The sequence below is a fragment of the Sphingomonas bacterium genome, from assembly GCF_903642285.1.
Taxonomy (GTDB): domain Bacteria; phylum Pseudomonadota; class Alphaproteobacteria; order Sphingomonadales; family Sphingomonadaceae; genus Sphingomonas.
Genome location: NZ_CAHJWJ010000003.1, coordinates 30,385 through 46,861, shown reverse-complemented (window position 1 = coordinate 46,861; position 16,477 = coordinate 30,385). Strand labels below are relative to the sequence as shown.

At 66.7% G+C, this 16,477-nt stretch carries 21 protein-coding genes; 11 read left to right on the top strand and 10 right to left on the bottom strand.

From position 1 onward, the window contains the following. Positions 1 to 44 precede the first annotated feature (44 nt). Positions 45 to 1,052 (top strand): glycosyltransferase family 2 protein, encoded by a 1,008-nt coding sequence (locus tag HUU99_RS02330; protein WP_174284961.1) that lies wholly within the window; start codon positions 45 to 47, stop codon positions 1,050 to 1,052. A 91-nt stretch (positions 1,053 to 1,143) separates the two neighbouring features. On the opposite strand, the gene HUU99_RS02325 is transcribed toward HUU99_RS02330, so the two are convergent. The 3 genes from HUU99_RS02325 to HUU99_RS02315 all read right to left on the bottom strand — a co-directional run bounded on the left by HUU99_RS02325 (position 1,144) and on the right by HUU99_RS02315 (position 2,817). Beyond that, positions 1,144 to 1,872: a class I SAM-dependent methyltransferase gene (locus HUU99_RS02325; RefSeq protein WP_174284960.1), complete on the bottom strand. Its 729-nt coding sequence runs from the start codon at positions 1,870 to 1,872 to the stop codon at positions 1,144 to 1,146. Between the two features lies 1 nt (position 1,873). Continuing rightward, positions 1,874 to 2,272: a GtrA family protein gene (locus HUU99_RS02320; RefSeq protein WP_174285087.1), complete on the bottom strand. Its 399-nt coding sequence runs from the start codon at positions 2,270 to 2,272 to the stop codon at positions 1,874 to 1,876. Positions 2,273 to 2,364: 92 nt separating this feature from the next. Beyond that, on the bottom strand, positions 2,365 to 2,817 hold the full coding sequence (locus HUU99_RS02315) for a hypothetical protein (RefSeq protein ID WP_174284959.1): 453 nt from the start codon (positions 2,815 to 2,817) through the stop codon (positions 2,365 to 2,367). 145 nt (positions 2,818 to 2,962) lie between these two features. On the opposite strand from HUU99_RS02315, the gene HUU99_RS02310 reads away from it, so the two are divergent. Next, complete coding sequence (locus HUU99_RS02310; protein ID WP_254602872.1) at positions 2,963 to 4,750, top strand: AcrB/AcrD/AcrF family protein; 1,788 nt, start codon at positions 2,963 to 2,965, stop codon at positions 4,748 to 4,750. Positions 4,751 to 4,844: 94 nt separating this feature from the next. On the opposite strand, the gene HUU99_RS02305 is transcribed toward HUU99_RS02310, so the two are convergent. From HUU99_RS02305 to HUU99_RS02275, 7 genes are all read right to left on the bottom strand, one after another. Next, positions 4,845 to 5,462, bottom strand: a complete 618-nt coding sequence (locus tag HUU99_RS02305; RefSeq protein WP_174284958.1) for a MarC family protein — start codon at positions 5,460 to 5,462, stop codon at positions 4,845 to 4,847. Next, complete coding sequence (folD, locus tag HUU99_RS02300; protein ID WP_174284957.1) at positions 5,459 to 6,334, bottom strand: bifunctional methylenetetrahydrofolate dehydrogenase/methenyltetrahydrofolate cyclohydrolase FolD; 876 nt, start codon at positions 6,332 to 6,334, stop codon at positions 5,459 to 5,461. The genes HUU99_RS02305 and folD overlap by 4 nt, the downstream gene beginning before the upstream one ends. A 368-nt stretch (positions 6,335 to 6,702) precedes the next feature. Beyond that, positions 6,703 to 7,011, bottom strand: coding sequence for a YggT family protein (locus HUU99_RS02295; protein WP_174284956.1), 309 nt, complete (start codon positions 7,009 to 7,011; stop codon positions 6,703 to 6,705). Positions 7,012 to 7,053: 42 nt separating this feature from the next. Further along, positions 7,054 to 7,953 carry an acetylglutamate kinase gene (gene argB, locus HUU99_RS02290; RefSeq protein WP_174284955.1) on the bottom strand — a complete coding sequence of 300 codons (900 nt, stop codon included), beginning with the start codon at positions 7,951 to 7,953 and terminating at the stop codon, positions 7,054 to 7,056. Between the two features lie 141 nt (positions 7,954 to 8,094). After that, positions 8,095 to 8,769, bottom strand: a complete 675-nt coding sequence (locus HUU99_RS02285; protein WP_174284954.1) for a queuosine precursor transporter — start codon at positions 8,767 to 8,769, stop codon at positions 8,095 to 8,097. 81 nt (positions 8,770 to 8,850) lie between these two features. Then, complete coding sequence (locus tag HUU99_RS02280; RefSeq protein WP_174284953.1) at positions 8,851 to 9,264, bottom strand: hypothetical protein; 414 nt, start codon at positions 9,262 to 9,264, stop codon at positions 8,851 to 8,853. Positions 9,265 to 9,291: 27 nt separating this feature from the next. Continuing rightward, positions 9,292 to 9,858 carry an HNH endonuclease gene (locus HUU99_RS02275; protein ID WP_174284952.1) on the bottom strand — a complete coding sequence of 189 codons (567 nt, stop codon included), beginning with the start codon at positions 9,856 to 9,858 and terminating at the stop codon, positions 9,292 to 9,294. Between the two features lie 104 nt (positions 9,859 to 9,962). On the opposite strand from HUU99_RS02275, the gene gluQRS reads away from it, so the two are divergent. The 9 genes from gluQRS to HUU99_RS02230 all read left to right on the top strand — a co-directional run bounded on the left by gluQRS (position 9,963) and on the right by HUU99_RS02230 (position 16,476). Next, positions 9,963 to 10,802, top strand: coding sequence for a tRNA glutamyl-Q(34) synthetase GluQRS (gene gluQRS, locus HUU99_RS02270; protein WP_174284951.1), 840 nt, complete (start codon positions 9,963 to 9,965; stop codon positions 10,800 to 10,802). Beyond that, entirely contained in the window at positions 10,799 to 11,026 is a 228-nt protein-coding gene (locus HUU99_RS02265) for a twin transmembrane helix small protein (RefSeq protein ID WP_174284950.1), read from the top strand. The genes gluQRS and HUU99_RS02265 overlap by 4 nt, the downstream gene beginning before the upstream one ends. A gap of 1 nt (position 11,027) precedes the next feature. Next, positions 11,028 to 11,591 carry a cob(I)yrinic acid a,c-diamide adenosyltransferase gene (locus tag HUU99_RS02260; RefSeq protein ID WP_174284949.1) on the top strand — a complete coding sequence of 188 codons (564 nt, stop codon included), beginning with the start codon at positions 11,028 to 11,030 and terminating at the stop codon, positions 11,589 to 11,591. A gap of 65 nt (positions 11,592 to 11,656) precedes the next feature. After that, positions 11,657 to 12,922 carry an ergothioneine biosynthesis protein EgtB gene (gene egtB, locus HUU99_RS02255; RefSeq protein ID WP_174284948.1) on the top strand — a complete coding sequence of 422 codons (1,266 nt, stop codon included), beginning with the start codon at positions 11,657 to 11,659 and terminating at the stop codon, positions 12,920 to 12,922. Beyond that, a complete protein-coding gene (gene egtD, locus HUU99_RS02250; protein WP_174284947.1) occupies positions 12,922 to 13,899 on the top strand; it encodes an L-histidine N(alpha)-methyltransferase in 978 nt (325 codons plus the stop codon). Before egtB ends, egtD begins: the two co-directional genes overlap by 1 nt. Before the next feature lie 55 nt (positions 13,900 to 13,954). Continuing rightward, positions 13,955 to 14,824 carry a 3-hydroxybutyryl-CoA dehydrogenase gene (locus tag HUU99_RS02245; RefSeq protein ID WP_174284946.1) on the top strand — a complete coding sequence of 290 codons (870 nt, stop codon included), beginning with the start codon at positions 13,955 to 13,957 and terminating at the stop codon, positions 14,822 to 14,824. Between the two features lie 368 nt (positions 14,825 to 15,192). Then, a complete protein-coding gene (locus tag HUU99_RS02240) occupies positions 15,193 to 15,744 on the top strand; it encodes a fasciclin domain-containing protein (protein ID WP_174284945.1) in 552 nt (183 codons plus the stop codon). A gap of 91 nt (positions 15,745 to 15,835) precedes the next feature. Continuing rightward, positions 15,836 to 16,084 (top strand): type II toxin-antitoxin system Phd/YefM family antitoxin, encoded by a 249-nt coding sequence (locus HUU99_RS02235; protein WP_174284944.1) that lies wholly within the window; start codon positions 15,836 to 15,838, stop codon positions 16,082 to 16,084. Further along, positions 16,081 to 16,476, top strand: coding sequence for a type II toxin-antitoxin system VapC family toxin (locus tag HUU99_RS02230; protein ID WP_174284943.1), 396 nt, complete (start codon positions 16,081 to 16,083; stop codon positions 16,474 to 16,476). Before HUU99_RS02235 ends, HUU99_RS02230 begins: the two co-directional genes overlap by 4 nt. The last annotated feature ends 1 nt before the right edge of the window (position 16,477 follow it).

Here is a 16,477-nt window from a genome sequence, read left to right as displayed (position 1 = left end):
CAAAATGGTGACGCCTCCGCGCGCCGCCGCTACCTATCCACGCCATGCACCGTCCAGCGCTGTCGATCGTCATACCCTGCTACAACGAGGCGGCGTGTCTGGAGCCGCTGCACCGACGCGTGACCGATGCGGCACACGCGGCGGTGGGGGCGGATTACGAGATCGTCCTGGTCAATGACGGCTCGCGCGACGACAGCTGGGCGGTGATGCAGCGGCTCGCCGCCGCCGATCCGAAACTGGTCGCGATCAACCTGTCGCGCAACCATGGCCATCAACTGGCGCTGACCGCGGGGCTGGACCTGTGCGGCGGCGCGCAGATCCTCATCATCGACGCCGACCTGCAGGACCCCCCCGAACTCCTTGCCGACATGCGTGCGGCGATGGTCGCTCAGGCCGCCGACGTCGTCTATGCCGTCCGCCGCAAGCGCGACGGCGAGACGCTGTTCAAGAAGGCGACCGCCGCCGTGTTCTACCGCGTGCTCGACCGTGTCACCGACACGCCGATCCCGCTCGACACCGGCGATTTCCGGCTGATGAGCAGGCGTGCGCTCGATGCGTTCCTGTCGCTGCCCGAACAGGCACGCTTCATCCGCGGCATGGTCGCCTGGGTCGGTTTCCGCCAGGTGCCGTTCCCGTACGACCGCGCGGAACGACATGCGGGCGAGACCAATTACCCGATCGGCAAGATGATCCGGCTCGCCTTCGACGCGGTGACGGGTTTTTCGACCGCACCGCTCCGTTTCGCGAGCCATGCCGGGCTGGCGCTCACGGCCGCGTCGCTATTGCTGTTCGTCTATATCGCGATCGGCTTCTTCACCGGCAGCGCGGTGCAGGGCTGGACCTCGACGATGCTGGTCGTCGTGCTGCTGGGCGCGGTGCAGATGTTCGTGCTCGGGATGATCGGCGAATATCTCGGGCGGCTCTACATCGAATCGAAGCACCGGCCGCTGTACATCGTCGCCGACGTGGCGGGGCCGGTGCTGGGGCGGGCGACCTTGGGGTTTCGGGCGGAACCGGTGGAGGGCGTTCCCGCTTCGTCACCCCGGGCTTGACCCGGGGCCCCGCTTCTTCGAGCGTTCAGTAGAAGCAGGACCCCGGCTCGAGGCCGGAGCGACGATAGCGTTAACTCGACCAGGTAGGTATCTATTTCGGCACCGCCAGCGTCACGATCGATACCCCCGGCGTCATCGGCACCCGCCCGACCAGATGCCGTTCCAGCCGGAAGATGCGTTCGAACAACGCGTTGATCGGCTTGGCCGGCGGCGAATCGTCGCTGTCGTCGCGCCCCGTCAGCCGCCCGGCGACCCGCGCCGCCGCGGCGAGCGGGAACAGCAGCGAATTGAAATAACCGAGCTTTACCGGCTTCAGCCCCGCCGCCCCGATCGCGGCGACCAGCGTCGTCTTCGAATAGCGCCGGTGATGATGGTTGACGGTGTCGTGCGCGCTCCACATCCATTGGTGCGCGGGCACCGCGATCAGGATCTTGCCGCCGCGCCTCAGGCATTTCGCCATCGCGGCGAGCGCGGCGACGTCGTCCTCGATATGCTCGACCACATCGAGCACCGCGACGAGGTCGTAAGCGGCGCGCGGCACGCCCGGCAGTTCGGGGAGCGGTGCCGCGCCGACCGCCTTGCCCAGCCGCTTGCTGGCGATGGCGCGCGCGGCGGGATCGATCTCGATCGCGTCCACGCTGCCGAACCCGCTCAGCATCGGCAGGTTGTGCCCGGTCCCGCACCCGATCTCCAGGATACGCGCGCCCTTGGGCAGATCGGCATAGCGGGTCAGGTAATCGGCCAGGATATCGCGGCGCGCGCGGTACCACCAATGCGTCGAATCATGCGCCGCCATGCGGTCGTAGACGATGCGGTCCATATCAGCCGAACACCCAGAAGCGGTTGAGCAGGAACGTGACGATCGCGGCCAGGAAAATCGCCGGGATCAGCGGAACCCAGGGTTGCAGGTGCAACTGCGCGGTGCCGATCCAGGTAACGACCGCGTTCAGCGCCAGTCCCGACGCCTGGACCGCGACGAACTTGCCATGCTGCACGAAGCCGCCGTCGCGCGTGCCGTGATCCTTGAAGCTCCATTTGCTGTGGAGGACGAACCCGACCGTCACCGCGACTGCGAACGCAAAGGGCACCGCCAGCACCGCGCGCGTGCCCGGGAACACGAAATGCGTGAGCGGCAGATAGACGAGCGAATAGACGATACTCGACACCCCGCCGGCGATGCCGAAGCGCACCAGCTGCCCCAGCACACCGCTCGCCCGCATCGCATCAAATCGTCGCAACAGCGCCGTCACGTCCGCCCTTCCAAATGTCGCGATCGACCTAGAGTCCGCGGACGATATCCGCAACGCCGCGATCAGGCGGCGGTTGGCAATCGTCCTTCTTCATCGTCATTTGCCGCGGATCGCCGCGAACCGCGCGAGACGCTTCGCATGCGGCGATGGCGTGAAGCCAGGTGACGGATTGGAGCCACGACACGCGACGCGAAGCGTCGCAACGGCACCGTCGAGGATATCAGCAAAACCGCGACCGCCACGTCTGCATAGGTCGCGACGTCGAACGCAACGCTCCACGCCACGAATTCTGGCGCGCCCATGCCGAGGAAAGCGACTATGTCGTCACCGAGCCAGCGGGCGGCGGCGAACGTCACGAGGACTACGCCGGCCATCATCACGACATGACCCCGCGTAATCCGCGCAAGCAACGCCGCAGGTCGATCGACCATCCAAACCCGCAACGTGCGTGCGATCGGCGTCGCCGGTGCGATCGTCATCGCCAGCCACAGGCCGATCATCAGCGTCGTGATCATGATTCCGTCCCCATGCGCATCCCCCGCGCCGTCCCGGCAGATAGGGAGCGGACGGCGGCACCGCCAGCCCCTCCCATTGCGGTCGCGCCGCCTGCCGCTTAGAGCGGCCGCGCGGGAGCAGATCGGGACGGACGAGGTATGGGGCTTGATTGACGCTCGGGGCGAATGGTGGCGCGAAACGCTCGATCGCGACTGGGTGCGGCTTACGCTTGTTTTCTGGGCGGTCGTCTCGATCTGGTTCTTCGCGCAGGACTGGAACCAGGTCCGCTGGCTTTCGCTTGGCGATACCGACGACAATATGCGCCTCATGCAGGTGCGCGCGCTGCTGCATGGTCAGCCCTGGTATGATCTGCGCCAATACCGGATGAACCCGCCGGCCGGGTTCGACATCCATTGGAGCCGGCTAGTCGACCTGCCGATCGCCGCGCTGATCCTGACCTTGCGGCTGTTCACGAGCAACAGCTGGGCGGAGCGGATCGCGTGCGGGATCGCGCCGCTGCTGCCGCTGTCGGTCGCGATGCTCGGGCTGTCCGCCACGGTGCGTCGTCTCGTCAGCCCCTATGCCTGGCCGCTGGCTTTGGTGTTCCTGATGGGGACGTCGGCGACGATGCTGATGTTCCTGCCCGAACGCATCGACCATCATGGCTGGCAGCTGGCGATGCTGAGCCTGACGGTCGCGGGGCTGTGCGATCCCAGGGATTCGCGCGGGGGCGCGGTCGTCGGGCTGGCCAGCGCCGCGTCGCTGACGATCGGGCTCGAGATGCTGCCGTTCAGCGCGGGCGCGGGGGCGATCATCGCGCTTCGCTGGATCTGGGACCGGCAGGAGGCACGGCGGCTTTCGGCGTACGCGCTGACGCTCGGCGGCGGCAGCGCGGTCGGCTATGCGGGGTTCGCGTCCTATGCCGACCGGGTGGCGCGCTGCGACGCGCTGACGCCGGTGTGGCTGAGCGTCATGATCGCGGCGGGGGTGCTGCTGTTCGTGCTGGCCCGGGTCGGCCCGGCGTCGCGCATCGTCCGATTGGCGCTTGCGGTGATCGCGGGCGCGCTGATCGTCGCCGGCTTCGTCCATTTCTTCCCGCAATGTCTCGGCCGCCCCGAACAGGTCTCGCCCGAACTCGAACGCAACTGGCTGAGCAATATCCGCGAGGCCAAGCCGATCTATCAGCATCCGTTGCGCATCGCATTCCCGATCACGGTGTTCCCGGTGATCGGGGTGATCGGTGCCGCGGTCGCCGCGTGGCGTGCGCGCGGCGCGGGGGCCGACCGCGCGGTCGGCTGGGCCGCGGTCGCGCTGTTCACCGCATTCGCGGTCGCGATGCTGTTCTGGCAGGCCCGCGCCGGACCGGGGGCACAGCTGCTCGCGGTGCCGGGGGCGGTCGCGCTGGCGTGGCTGCTCGTGCCGCGATTGCTCGGCAGCGGCTCGATGCTGATCCGCGTGTTCGGGACGGTCGCCGCGGTCGTCGTCATCTCGGGCGCGTTCGTCGGTCTGACCATGGGCATGCTGAAGGTCGATCCGCCGAGCGCCTATACGAAGCGGGTGAATTACGCCTCGGGCAATTGCGTGCGGACGACGATCCTGGCTGCGCTGAACCGCTATCCGGCGCAGACCGTATTCAGCTTCATCGATCTCGGCCCGCGGCTGATCACGATCACGCATCACGATGCGGTGGCCGGACCCTATCACCGCAACGGGCCCGCGATCCTGGACGTGCAGCATGCGTTCGGCGGATCGCCCCTGCAGGCGCACGCGATCATGGCGCGACACGGCGCGACGTTGCTGCTGGTATGCCCGAACATGTCCGAATCCACGATCTACCGCGCGCGCAACCGGGGCGGCTTCTACGACCAGCTCGCGCATGGCAGGACGTTCGACTGGCTGACCCCGCTGCCGCTGCCGCGGGGATCGCCGCTACGGCTGTTCCGGATCGATTGATCCTCCGTCATGCCCGGCTCGTCCCGGCATCCAGAGCCGCGCGCGACGTTCTCGAGGCCCTGGATCCCGGGACAAGCCCGGAACGACGACGCCCCTACCGCAAGACCTCCGACACGCCGTCCACCACGAACTGCACCGCCAGCGCGGCGAGCAGCACGCCGAGCAGGCGGGTGATGACCGCCTCGATCTTCGTGCCGAGCACGCGCATCATCGCGCCGGCGGCCAGCAGGGCGATCAGCGTCAGCACCAGGATCGTCGCCATCGCGGCCAGGACCACGCCCTGCCGCTCCCACCCATCGTTGCGGCTCATCAGCAGCATCGCCGACGCGATCGATCCCGGCCCCGCGATCATCGGCATCGCCATCGGGAAGATCGACACGTCCTCGACATGATCGTGCGCGACCTTCGCGGCACGGTCCTCGCGGCGCTGGGTGCGGCGTTCGAACACCATCTCCAGCGCGATGAGGAACAACATGATCCCGCCGGCGATCCGGAACGACGACAGGCTGATGCCGAGCCCCTTCAGAAGCGTCTCGCCGAACAGCGCGAAGACGAACAGGATGCCCGACGCGACGCCGACCGCGCGAAACGCCATCGCGCGCCGTTGCGTCGACGACGCACCCGACGACAGCCCGGCATAGATCGGCGCACAGCCGGGCGGATCGATCACTACGAAGAAGGTGATGAGCGTCGAAACATAAAGCTCGATCACAGCGAAGCCGCATCGAGCGGATGGCCGTCGCGCCGCGCGGCGGAGACGAGCGTGTTGCGCAGCAGGACCGCGATCGTCATCGGCCCGACCCCGCCCGGCACCGGTGTGATCGCGCCCGCGACCGCCAGCGCCGCGTCGAAATCGACATCGCCGACGAGGCCCGCTTCGGTCCGGTTGATCCCGACATCGATCACGGTCGCGCCGGGTTTCAGCCAGTCGCCCTTGACCATCTTCGCCCGTCCCACCGCCGCGACGACGATGTCCGCGCGGCCGACGATGCCCGGCAGGTCGCGCGAGCGGCTGTGCGCGACGGTGACGGTGCAGGACGCCTGCGTCAGCAGCGCGGCCATCGGCTTGCCGACGATGTTCGACCGGCCGATCACCACCGCGTCGCGCCCCGCCAGATCGCCGAGCGTGTCCTTCAGCAGCATCAGGCAACCGAGCGGCGTGCAGGGTACGAAACCGGGCAGCCCGGTCGCCAGCCGGCCCGCGTTCACGGGGTGGAAACCGTCGACATCCTTGTCGGGATCGATCGCCTGGATCACCGCGGCTTCGTCGATAGGCTCGGGCAGCGGCAACTGGACGAGGATCCCGTCGATCGTCGCATCGGTGTTCAGCGCGGCGACCAGCGCGAGCAGGTCGGCCTGCGACGTGTCCGCAGGCAGCCGGTGTTCGATCCCGATCATCCCCGCCGCCTCGGTCGCCTTGCCTTTCGAACGGACATAGACCGACGACGCCGGATCCTCGCCGACCAGCACGACCGCCAGGCCCGGACGGCGGCCGGTGGCTTCGGCGAAATCGGCCACGCCCGCTGCGATGCGGATGCGCAGCGCCGCTGCATAGGCCTTGCCGTCGATGATGGTAGCACTCATGCCCGCGCCCCTACGGTGTGGGAGCGCTAGCGGCAATGGTCCCTCTCGCGTCACCCCGGGCCCACTCCCGCGACGCCATCCCACCACCGTCACCCCGGCGTTCAGCCGGGGTCCCGCTTCTTCGGCAGACAAGAAGAAGCAGGACCCCGGGTCGAGCCCGGGATGACGACGGAAAAATGGCTGTCCTACACAACGTCACTTGTGATCTATGCGGCACAATGGCGCATCCCTCGCCTCACCCCCGCAGCACGAACCACCGACGAACCCATGCGCGAGGTGTTTCCGGTGCGGACGTAGCGTGTGGTTCGTCCACTTCCGTTCGCAATAAGGAACAACAAGGCCCGCGACTCGGGGGCCGGTGCCGTGGATCAGCCCGTGACCGCTCCGCCATAGACCTGCTGGACGATCGCGGCCCGGATGATCTTGTCGAGGATCGCGATCACGATCAGCACGACGAGCGGCGACAGGTCGAGCGCGCCGAAATCGGGCAGGACGCGGCGGATCGGGCGGTAGAGCGGGTCGGTCATCCGCTGCAGCGCGTTCCAGATCGTTCGCACGCCCTCGTTCGACGTGTTGATGACGTTGAACGCGATCAGCCAGGACAGGATCGCCTGGACGACGATGACCCACCACACGACGTCGAGCAGGATCTGGAGGATCTGAAGCAGCAGGATCACGAAATACACTCCACGGGAAAACCCGTCTCTAGCCGATCCGGCTCAGCGATGCACCAGCGTGCCCGCGCCCGCCGACGTGAAGATCTCCAGCAGCATCGCATGCGGCACGCGGCCGTCGAGGATGACCGCGGCGTCGACGCCCGATTGCACCGCGGCGACGCACGTCTCGATCTTGGGGATCATCCCGCCGGTGATCGTGCCGTCCGCGCGCAGCGCCGCGATGGCGGCGGGGTCGAGATCGGTCAGCAGGTCGCCCTGCTTGTCCAGCACGCCGACGACATCGGTCAGCAGGAAGAAACGCGACGCCTGCATCGTGACCGCGATCGCCCCGGCCATCGTGTCGGCGTTGATGTTGTAGGTATGCCCGTCCGCCCCGATCGCGATCGGGGCGATGACGGGGATGATGCCGGCGGCGGACAGCGTGTCGATGATCCGCCGATCGACCGCGACGGGTTCGCCGACGAAACCAAGATCGACGTGGCGTTCGATTCCCTGCAGACGATCGGGATCGGAGCGCCCGACCTTCTCGGCCTGGACCAGCCCCGCGTCCTTGCCCGAAATGCCGACCGCGCGCCCGCCCGCCCGGCCGATCCAGCCGACGATTTCCTTGTTGATCGATCCCGCCAGGACCATTTCGGCGATGTGCGCGGTCTCCGCATCGGTGACGCGCAAGCCATTCACGAATTGCGATTCGACGCCGAGCCGCTTCAGCATCGACCCGATCTGGGGGCCGCCGCCATGGACCACGACGGGGTTGATCCCGACCTGTTTCAGCAGCACGACGTCATTCGCGAACCCACGCTGCAGCGCCGGATCGCCCATCGCGTGCCCGCCATATTTCACGACGAAGGTGGCCCCTGCATAACGCTGGAGATAAGGCAGCGCCTCCGTCAGCGTCTGCGCCTTCGCCAGCAACCGCGCGCTCGGGGTGTGATCGGTCATGCGCGGGGCTTTAGCGGGAGTGCGGGGGGAGTGGAAGGCGAGCCCGCTATCTACCGTCATGCCGGGCTCGTCCCGGCATCCGGGGCCGCGACGCCCGCCGGGCTCTGGATCCCGGGACGAGCCCGGGATGACGAAAGACGGTCATCCGCGATCCAGCCGCCGCCCGAGCGCCACGAACGCATAGATCAGCGGCGGCACCAGCACCGCGGACAGCAGCACCTTCACGATCATCTGTCCCAGCAGCAATTCGCGGATCGGGAAGACGCCCAGAAACGCGATCGAGACGAACAGCAGCGTGTCGACGATCTGGCTCAGCACGCTGGCGATCCCGGCGCGGAGCCACAGCAGTTGCGACCCCTCGCGCCCCTTCAGCCAGGTGAAGACCGACACGTTCAATGTCTGCGAGATGCCGTAGGAGATGATCCCGCCGACCCAGATGCGCGGCGTGCCCCCCATCATCAGCGCGAATGCGTCGCGGCGATCGGGGGCCATGTCGGGCGCGGCGGGGATGGCCAGGATGACCAGCGACAACAGGATCGACACGATCAGCGGGACGAAACCGAACCGCACCAGCCGGTTGGCCGTCGCAGCGCCGTGCAGTTCGGCGACCGCACTCGACACCACCACCAGCAGCAGGAACGCGAAGATCCCCGCCTCGATCGCCAGCGGACCGAGCCCGACGACCGGCCCGATCGCCGAGACCGGACCGAGCGACACCTGCTTGTTCCCCAGCACCCCCGCGATGCAGACCATGCCGCCGTAGAAGATCGAGAGGGCGAAGAGCGAACGCGGGATCGCAGGCGGTTGGGTGTTCATGTCCGGCAAGGCTACCGGCTTTCGCGCCCTCGTCAATCGCGCGCCCTCGTCAACCGCGCTTTCGTCGATCGGAGCGCCGCGTCAGGGAACCGCGGACGTCCCCGTGGGGGCGGGGGCGGCCCCGGCACGTGCCGCCTGATGTTCCTCCGACGTCACCGTACCGTCATGGTTCAGATCGTCGCGGTCGAACCGCGCCAGCTGGCCGTCGCTGAATTCGATCGCGCTGACCTTGCCGTCGCCGTCCTTGTCGAACGACATCAGCCGCGCCCGGTTCTTCGCCGGCATCTCGTCGGGGGTGATGAAATTGTCGCCGTTGCGGTCCAGGGCGTGGAACCGGCGATCGACCGAGATGCCGAAATCGGCCCGCGAGGTAACCGAAGGAGGGATGAAATTCGCCGCCCTGGCATCCGCGATCGCGCGCTTTTCCTGCTTCGAGGGCCCACAGGCAGCCAGCATGATCGCCGCCGCCGTCATCGCACCGATCGTCCACCGCATTCCTGCCCCCGTCACCCGCCAGGCGCATCACGCCTCCAGCTCGACATCCCAATAGAGCCAGTCATGCCAGCTACCATGGAGATAGTGCGGCGGGAAGCGCTTGCCATGTTCCTGCAATTGCCAGCTCGTCGGACGGATCGGTTCGAGGTGAAGCGGCATCGTCGCTTGTTTGGGCGTACGTCCGCCCTTCTTCAGATTGCACGGCGCGCAGGCGGTGACGACATTCTCCCAGGTGGTACGCCCCCCTTGCGCCCGCGGCACGACGTGATCGAAGGTCAGTTCGCCGGGGTGACCGCAATATTGGCAGGTGAACCGGTCGCGCAGGAACAGGTTGAACCTTGTAAAGGCCGGGAATTGCGACGGCCGCACGAACTGCTTGAGCGCGATGACCGACGGCAGCTTCATCGACGACGACGCGCTTCGCACTTCGCGCTCGTAATGCGCGACGATGTCGACACGGTCGAGGAACACCGCCTTGACCGCGGTCTGCCAGGGCCACACGCTCAAGGGGTAATAGGAAAGCGGGGTATAATCGGCATTGAGGACGAGTGCGGGGCAGCCGTCCGGATGGCGGATCAGATCGGGATGAAACACGACTCCTCCCAGCAACAGTGCCGACGCAGCCAATGACGCAGCCGGATGACGCTGCCATGACAGCACGGCGGACGATTCGCGGTCAAGGCTCGTTTCGTCGCCAAATGGGGTGCGCAGGTGTGATCGTGACCCGCTTCGCACCCAGCCCCACCGGACAATTGCACCTCGGCCACGCGGTGTCCGCGATCCGCGCGCACGATCTGGCGCGGGCGGCGGGGGGCCGGTTCCTCGTTCGGATCGAGGATATCGATCGAACGCGCAGCCGGGCGGTACATGTCGAATCGATCCTCGCCGACCTGACCTGGCTCGGCCTGGCCTGGGACGGGCCGGTGCTGTTCCAGTCGCAGCGGCTGCCGCTCTACGTCGCGGCGCTCGATCGGCTGCGGGCGATGGATCTCGTCTATCCCTGTTTCTGCACCCGTGCCGAGATCGCGGCGAGCGCACACGCACCGCATGGGGCCCTGCCCGTCTATCCCGGGTCGTGCCGCGGTTTGGTCGCGCCCGATCTCGGCCGACCGCATGGCTGGCGGATCGACATGGCGCGTGCGGTCGCGCTGGCGGGGCCGCTCGACTGGAGCGATCACGGCCGGACCATCGTCGCTGATCCGGTCGCGCAGGGTGACGTCGTGCTGGCACGCAAGGATGCGGGAACGAGCTACCATATCGCGGTCGTGACCGACGATGCCGCGCAGGGCGTGACCGACGTGGTGCGCGGCCAGGACCTGTTCGACGCGACGCATGTCCACCGACTGCTTCAGGCCTTGCTCGATCTGCCGGTGCCGCGCTGGCATCATCACGCGCTGACGCTGGGCGCGGACGGCAAGCGCCTCGCCAAGCGCGACGGCGCACCGACGCTTGCGGCAATGCGTGTTACCGGAACGGACGGTCGTGCGCTCGCGGATCGATTGCGGGCGGACATGGCAGTGCCTACATCCGACGTATGAATACGCTCCTCATCATCCTCCTGATCGCGGCGATGCTGGCGACCGTCGTGGCGCTCGTTCGCGGGATCATCGCGTTCCTCCAGGAATCGACCGCGCAGGTGAAGGGCACCGGCCCGAGCCAGGCGTCGCTGAAATCGAACCGGATGATGCAGCAGCGCATCTTCTTCCAGGCGATCGCGATCCTGATCGTCGTCGTCATCCTGTTCGCCGCGGGTCGCACCTGAATTGGTCAGGCTGACGAAAATCTATACCCGGACCGGCGACGGCGGCACGACCGGCCTCGTCGACGGCAGCCGCGTATCGAAGGCCGATCCGCGGATGGCGGCGATCGGCGATGTCGACGAGGCGAACAGCGCGATCGGCGTCGCGATCTCCGCACTCGGAAACGATCCGATCGTCGCGGCGCTGCTGCAAATTCAGAACGACCTGTTCGACCTCGGCGCGGATATCGCGACGCCGGGCGAGGATTTCACGCCGTCCGACATGGTGCTGCGAATCGTTCCCGCACAGCCGGCGCGGCTGGAGCGCGAGATCGATGCGATGAACGACGCGATGGAACCGCTGCGCAGTTTCGTCCTGCCGTCGGGCACGGCCGGCGCTTCGTCGCTGCACCTCGCGCGCGCCATCGTCCGCAGGGCGGAGCGGAGCGCGGTCGCGGTCGACCCGGCGCTCAACCCGCAGGCGCTAACCTATCTCAACCGCCTTTCCGATTTCCTGTTCGTCGCCGCACGCTTCGTGAACAAAAAGGCGGGGGGCGACGTTCTATGGGTTCCGGGGGCTGCGCGCTGATTGCTATCGCCCGGTAAAGGTTGGCGTTCCTCGGGGTAGAGGCGTCGCCATACAGGGGTCCGTCGATGCTGAAGCCAATGCCCGCCTTGTCGTCGGCGCTCGCCGACCGCTTTGCCAAGGTGCGCGGACTGTCGCTCGCGCTTGCCGCACCCCTGTCGGATGCGGATGCCACCGGGCAGTCGATGCCCGACGCCTCGCCGACCAAATGGCATCTGGCGCATACGACCTGGTTCTTCGAAACCTTCATATTGCGCGACTATTTGCCCGGCTACGTGCTTCACGACGAACGCTTTCCGTTCCTGTTCAACAGCTATTACGAGGCGGAAGGCCGCCGCCACGCGCGCGATCGGCGCGGCATGGTCACCCGCCCCACGCTGGACGAAGTGCGGGGCTACCGCGCCGCGGTCGATGCCGCGCTGCTGCGCGCGTTGCCCGGGCTGCCGGTCGCGGCACACGAACTGGTCGCGCTTGGCTGTCATCACGAGGAACAGCATCAGGAATTGCTGATCACCGACATGCTGCATCTGTTCGGCGAAAATCCCATCGAACCGGCGATCTGGCCGCCGGCGCGCAAGGTACCGGTGGCGATGCCCGGTCCCGTCGGCTGGATCGAACATGCCGGCGGCATCGTCGGGATCGGCCATGACGGGGATACCGAGCGGGCGGATTTCGCGTTCGATTGCGAAGGGCCGCGCCACGACACGCTGCTCCTGCCCCACGCCATCGCCGACCGCACGGTCACCAATGGCGAATGGGCGGCGTTCATCGCCGATGGCGGCTACCGCGAAGCGCGCCATTGGCTCGCCGACGGCTGGGCGTGGGTGAAGGCAGAAGCTATTGCGGCACCGCTATACTGGGAAGAACGGGACGACGGCTGGACTCGCTTCGGGCTCGACGGTCGCCGGGCGATCGACCCCGCGGCCCCCGTCACGCATGTCAGCTTCTTCGAGGCGGATGCCTATGCCAGCTGGGCGGGGGTGCGCCTGCCGACCGAATTCGAATGGGAGACCGCGGCCGCCGGATATGATCCGGCGGGCGGCAACCAACTCGACGAAGCCGGCCCGGTGGAACCTCGCCCCGCCGTCGCCGCACCGGCGTTTTTCGGCGATGTCTGGCAATGGACGGGCAGCGCCTATCGCCCCTATCCGGGCTTCCGTGCCGCCGAAGGGGCGGTCGGCGAGTATAACGGCAAGTTCATGAGCGGACAGTTCGTCCTTCGCGGCGGCTCCTGTGCGACGCCGCGCGGCCATGCCCGTGCCAGCTACCGCAATTTCTTCTATCCCCACCAACGCTGGCAGTTCACCGGCGTCCGCCTCGCAAAGGATCTTTGATGCTGAAGCCGGAGATCGAGGACGGGACTCGCAGTTTCGCCGACCCCGCCTTTCGTGCGGACGTCCTTGCCGGGCTGACCCGCCGCCCGCGCGCGATCCCGGCGCGCTGGTTCTACGATCGGCGGGGGTCCGAACTGTTCGAGGCGATCACCGACCTGCCCGAATATTATCCGACCCGCACCGAGATCGCGATCCTCGAACGGATCGCACCGGAGATTGCGGCGCTTGCCGGCGAAGGCCGCGCGGTCGTCGAATTCGGCTCGGGATCGTCGACCAAGACTCCGATCCTGCTTCGCGCGGTTCGTCCATCGGCCTATGTCCCCATCGACATCTCGGGCGATTTCCTGCGCGAATCGTCACGCATATTGTCGGCGGCATTCCCCGCACTGCTCGTGCTGCCGTTCGAGGCGGACTTCATGCACCCGCTGACCCTGCCGCGCACGATCGCGACCACGCCGAAGCTAGGCTTCTTCCCCGGCTCGACGATCGGCAACATGACCCCGCTGATGGCGGTCGATCTGCTGCGCGCGATGCGCGGATCGCTCGGCGAAGGCGCGCTGCTGCTGATCGGGATGGATCGGATCAAGGATGCGGACGTCCTCGTCTCCGCCTATGACGACGCCGCCGGCGTCACCGCGGCGTTCAACCTTAATCTGCTGGAACGGATCAACCGCGAACTGGACGGGACAATTCCCGTCGACTCGTTCCGCCACGAGGCGGTGTGGAACGACGACCGCGCGCGGATCGAGATGCACCTGATGACACAGCGCGACGTATCGTTCGACGTCGACGGTCGCCGCTTCTCGATCACGGCCGGGGAGACGATCCATACCGAGAACAGCCATAAATACGGCCCCCGCGATGCGCGCATCCTGCTGCGCAGCGGTGGCTGGACCCCGATCGCGCACTGGACCGACCCGGAGGATCACTTCGCGGTGTATCTGGCGGAAGCGCAGGCCGAACGACCCGCGCCCTAGACGCGTCGATCGGTCGGGCTATGGAACGCGCGAACATACGGAACGGAGCGGGACGATGCAGACGATAGGCGTGATCGGGGCGGGGCAGATGGGCGCGGGGATCGCGCAGGTCTCCGCGCAGGCGGGCTTTCGCGTGCTGCTGGCGGACGTCGCGCTGGACCGGGCCGAGGCGGGCAAGGCGGGGATCGCCAAGGCGCTCGCGCGGCTGGTCGACAAGGAGAAGATCGCCGAGGATGACCGCGACGCTGCGCTCGCTTCGATCGAACCCGTCGGTAGCGTCGCGGCGATGGGCGACTGCGCGCTGGTGATCGAGGCGGCGACCGAGCGCGAAGCCATCAAGCGCGCGATCTTCGCCGACGTCGGCAAGGTGCTGGGGGAGGACGCGATCCTCGCGTCGAACACGTCCTCGATCCCGATCACGCGGCTGGCGCAGGGCGCACCCGATCCCGCGCGCTTCATGGGGGTGCATTTCTTCAACCCCGTACCGGTGATGGGGTTGATCGAACTGATCCGCGGCCTCGCCACGGCCGACGCGACCGTCGCCGCGGTCGAGGATTATGCGAAGGCGCTCGGCAAACAGGTGGTGCGTGCGAACGATGCGCCGGGGTTCATCGTCAACCGCGTGTTGATGCCGATGCTGAACGAGGCGTGCTTCGCGCTGGGCGAAGGCGTTGCGACCATGCAGGACATCGATCTCGCCTGCCAATTGGGCCTCAACCATCCGATGGGCCCGCTGACGCTGGCGGATTTCATCGGACTCGATACGTGCCTGGAAATCACCCGCGTGCTGTTCGAGGGGACGGGCGACCCCAAATTCCGCCCCGCGCCGCTGCTGGTGAAATATGTCGAGGCCGGCTGGTTCGGTCGCAAGACGAAGCGCGGCTTCTACGATTATTCCGGCGCGGTGCCCGTGCCGACACGCTGACGGCTGCGACATTTCGCGACAATCCGGCACATCCGCGACACATCGCGGCACAACCTCTCTCCTATCGCAATGCCGTATGGGCCGGTGGAGCAGTGGCGATGGGGTGCAGCGAAAACGCCTGTCTGGCGGCGGGGCACCGGGTGTGCGGCCGTCATGCCGATCCCGCCGATCCGCACGTTCAGCGTGCCCGTTGCCGGACATGCGGCCATGCGCTGGTCCGGTCGACCGTCACGCGTCGCTGGATCATCTCGGGTTATCTTGGATAAAGTTTCTCGACGATCGACATGTCGAGGCTTGCGTCGTTCGGACCGGATCGACCGTATCTCCCGCTCGGATATCACAATCGATATCGCCGAAGGAGAGAATTCATGTCGACATTCATTCGCAGTACTGTCGCCGCCGCCGCCCTGATCGCCGCGGGCAGCGTCAGCGCCCAGATGAAGGACCCGATGGTCGGCGGTGCCGCCATGTACCCAACGAAGAACATCGTCGAGAACGCCGTCAATTCCAAGGATCACACGACGTTGGTCGCTGCGGTGAAGGCCGCCGACCTGGTCGACACGCTGTCGGGCACGGGTCCGTTCACGGTGTTCGCGCCGACCAACGCCGCGTTCGCGAAGCTGCCCGCGGGCACCGTCGACACGCTGGTAAAGCCGGAGAACAAGGCCACGCTCACCGGTATCCTGACCTATCACGTCGTCCCCGGCCGCATCACCGCGAAGGACATCCTGGCCAATGCGAAACTGCACGGCGGGACTGCCACCTACACCACGGTGCAGGGCGAGCCGCTGATGTTCAAGAAGGCGATGGGCGGCCTGATGATCATGGACGGCAAGGGGGATATGGGCAAGATCACGATCGCTAACGTGTACCAGTCTAACGGCGTGATCCACGTCATCGACACGGTCATGATGCCCTGACCGATCGAGCGCGGGCGGCGTTCATGCCGCCCGCGCTTGACGCCTTCCGCGAAGTCGCTTAGCTAACTTGGACTAAGCGGAGTTGATCGCGATGCAGCATATCAATATGCATGAGGCCAAGACCCAGCTTTCGAAACTGGTCGACGCGATCGAGTCGGGAGCGGAGACGGAGATCACGATCGCACGTAATGGCCGTCCGGCGGCGATGTTGGTGCCTGTACGACCGGCACGACGCGTGAGATTGGGACTGGCGAAGGGCAAGTTCAACTTCGACGAGGACGCCTTTTTGGCGCTCGACGATGATGTCGCGAAGCTATTCGATCATATGTCAGATCAGTGAGGCTTCTGCTCGACACGCACATTGCGCTGTGGGCAGTCCTGGGGTCGTCAAAGCTGTCCGACCAGGCAACCACGTTGATCGTAGGGCAGACCATGCCTGTCACCCTCAGCATAGCCAGCCTTTGGGAAATTGCCCTGAAGAACAATCTCGGCCGCGTCGTTCGGGACCCGATCGGTCTGACCCTGGCGGATGCGCAGGCAGAATTTGAAGAAGCTGCGTTCACGATCCTGCCGATCGAACCCCGTCATCTGACGATGGTCGAACGCTTGGAACAGCATCACGGCGATCCTTTCGATCGACTACTCGTGTCGATCGCCATGTCCGACGGCTACCTTTTGGTAACGCACGATCGTCGCCTTGCTCCTTACGGGGATCACGTACTCCTCGTCTGAC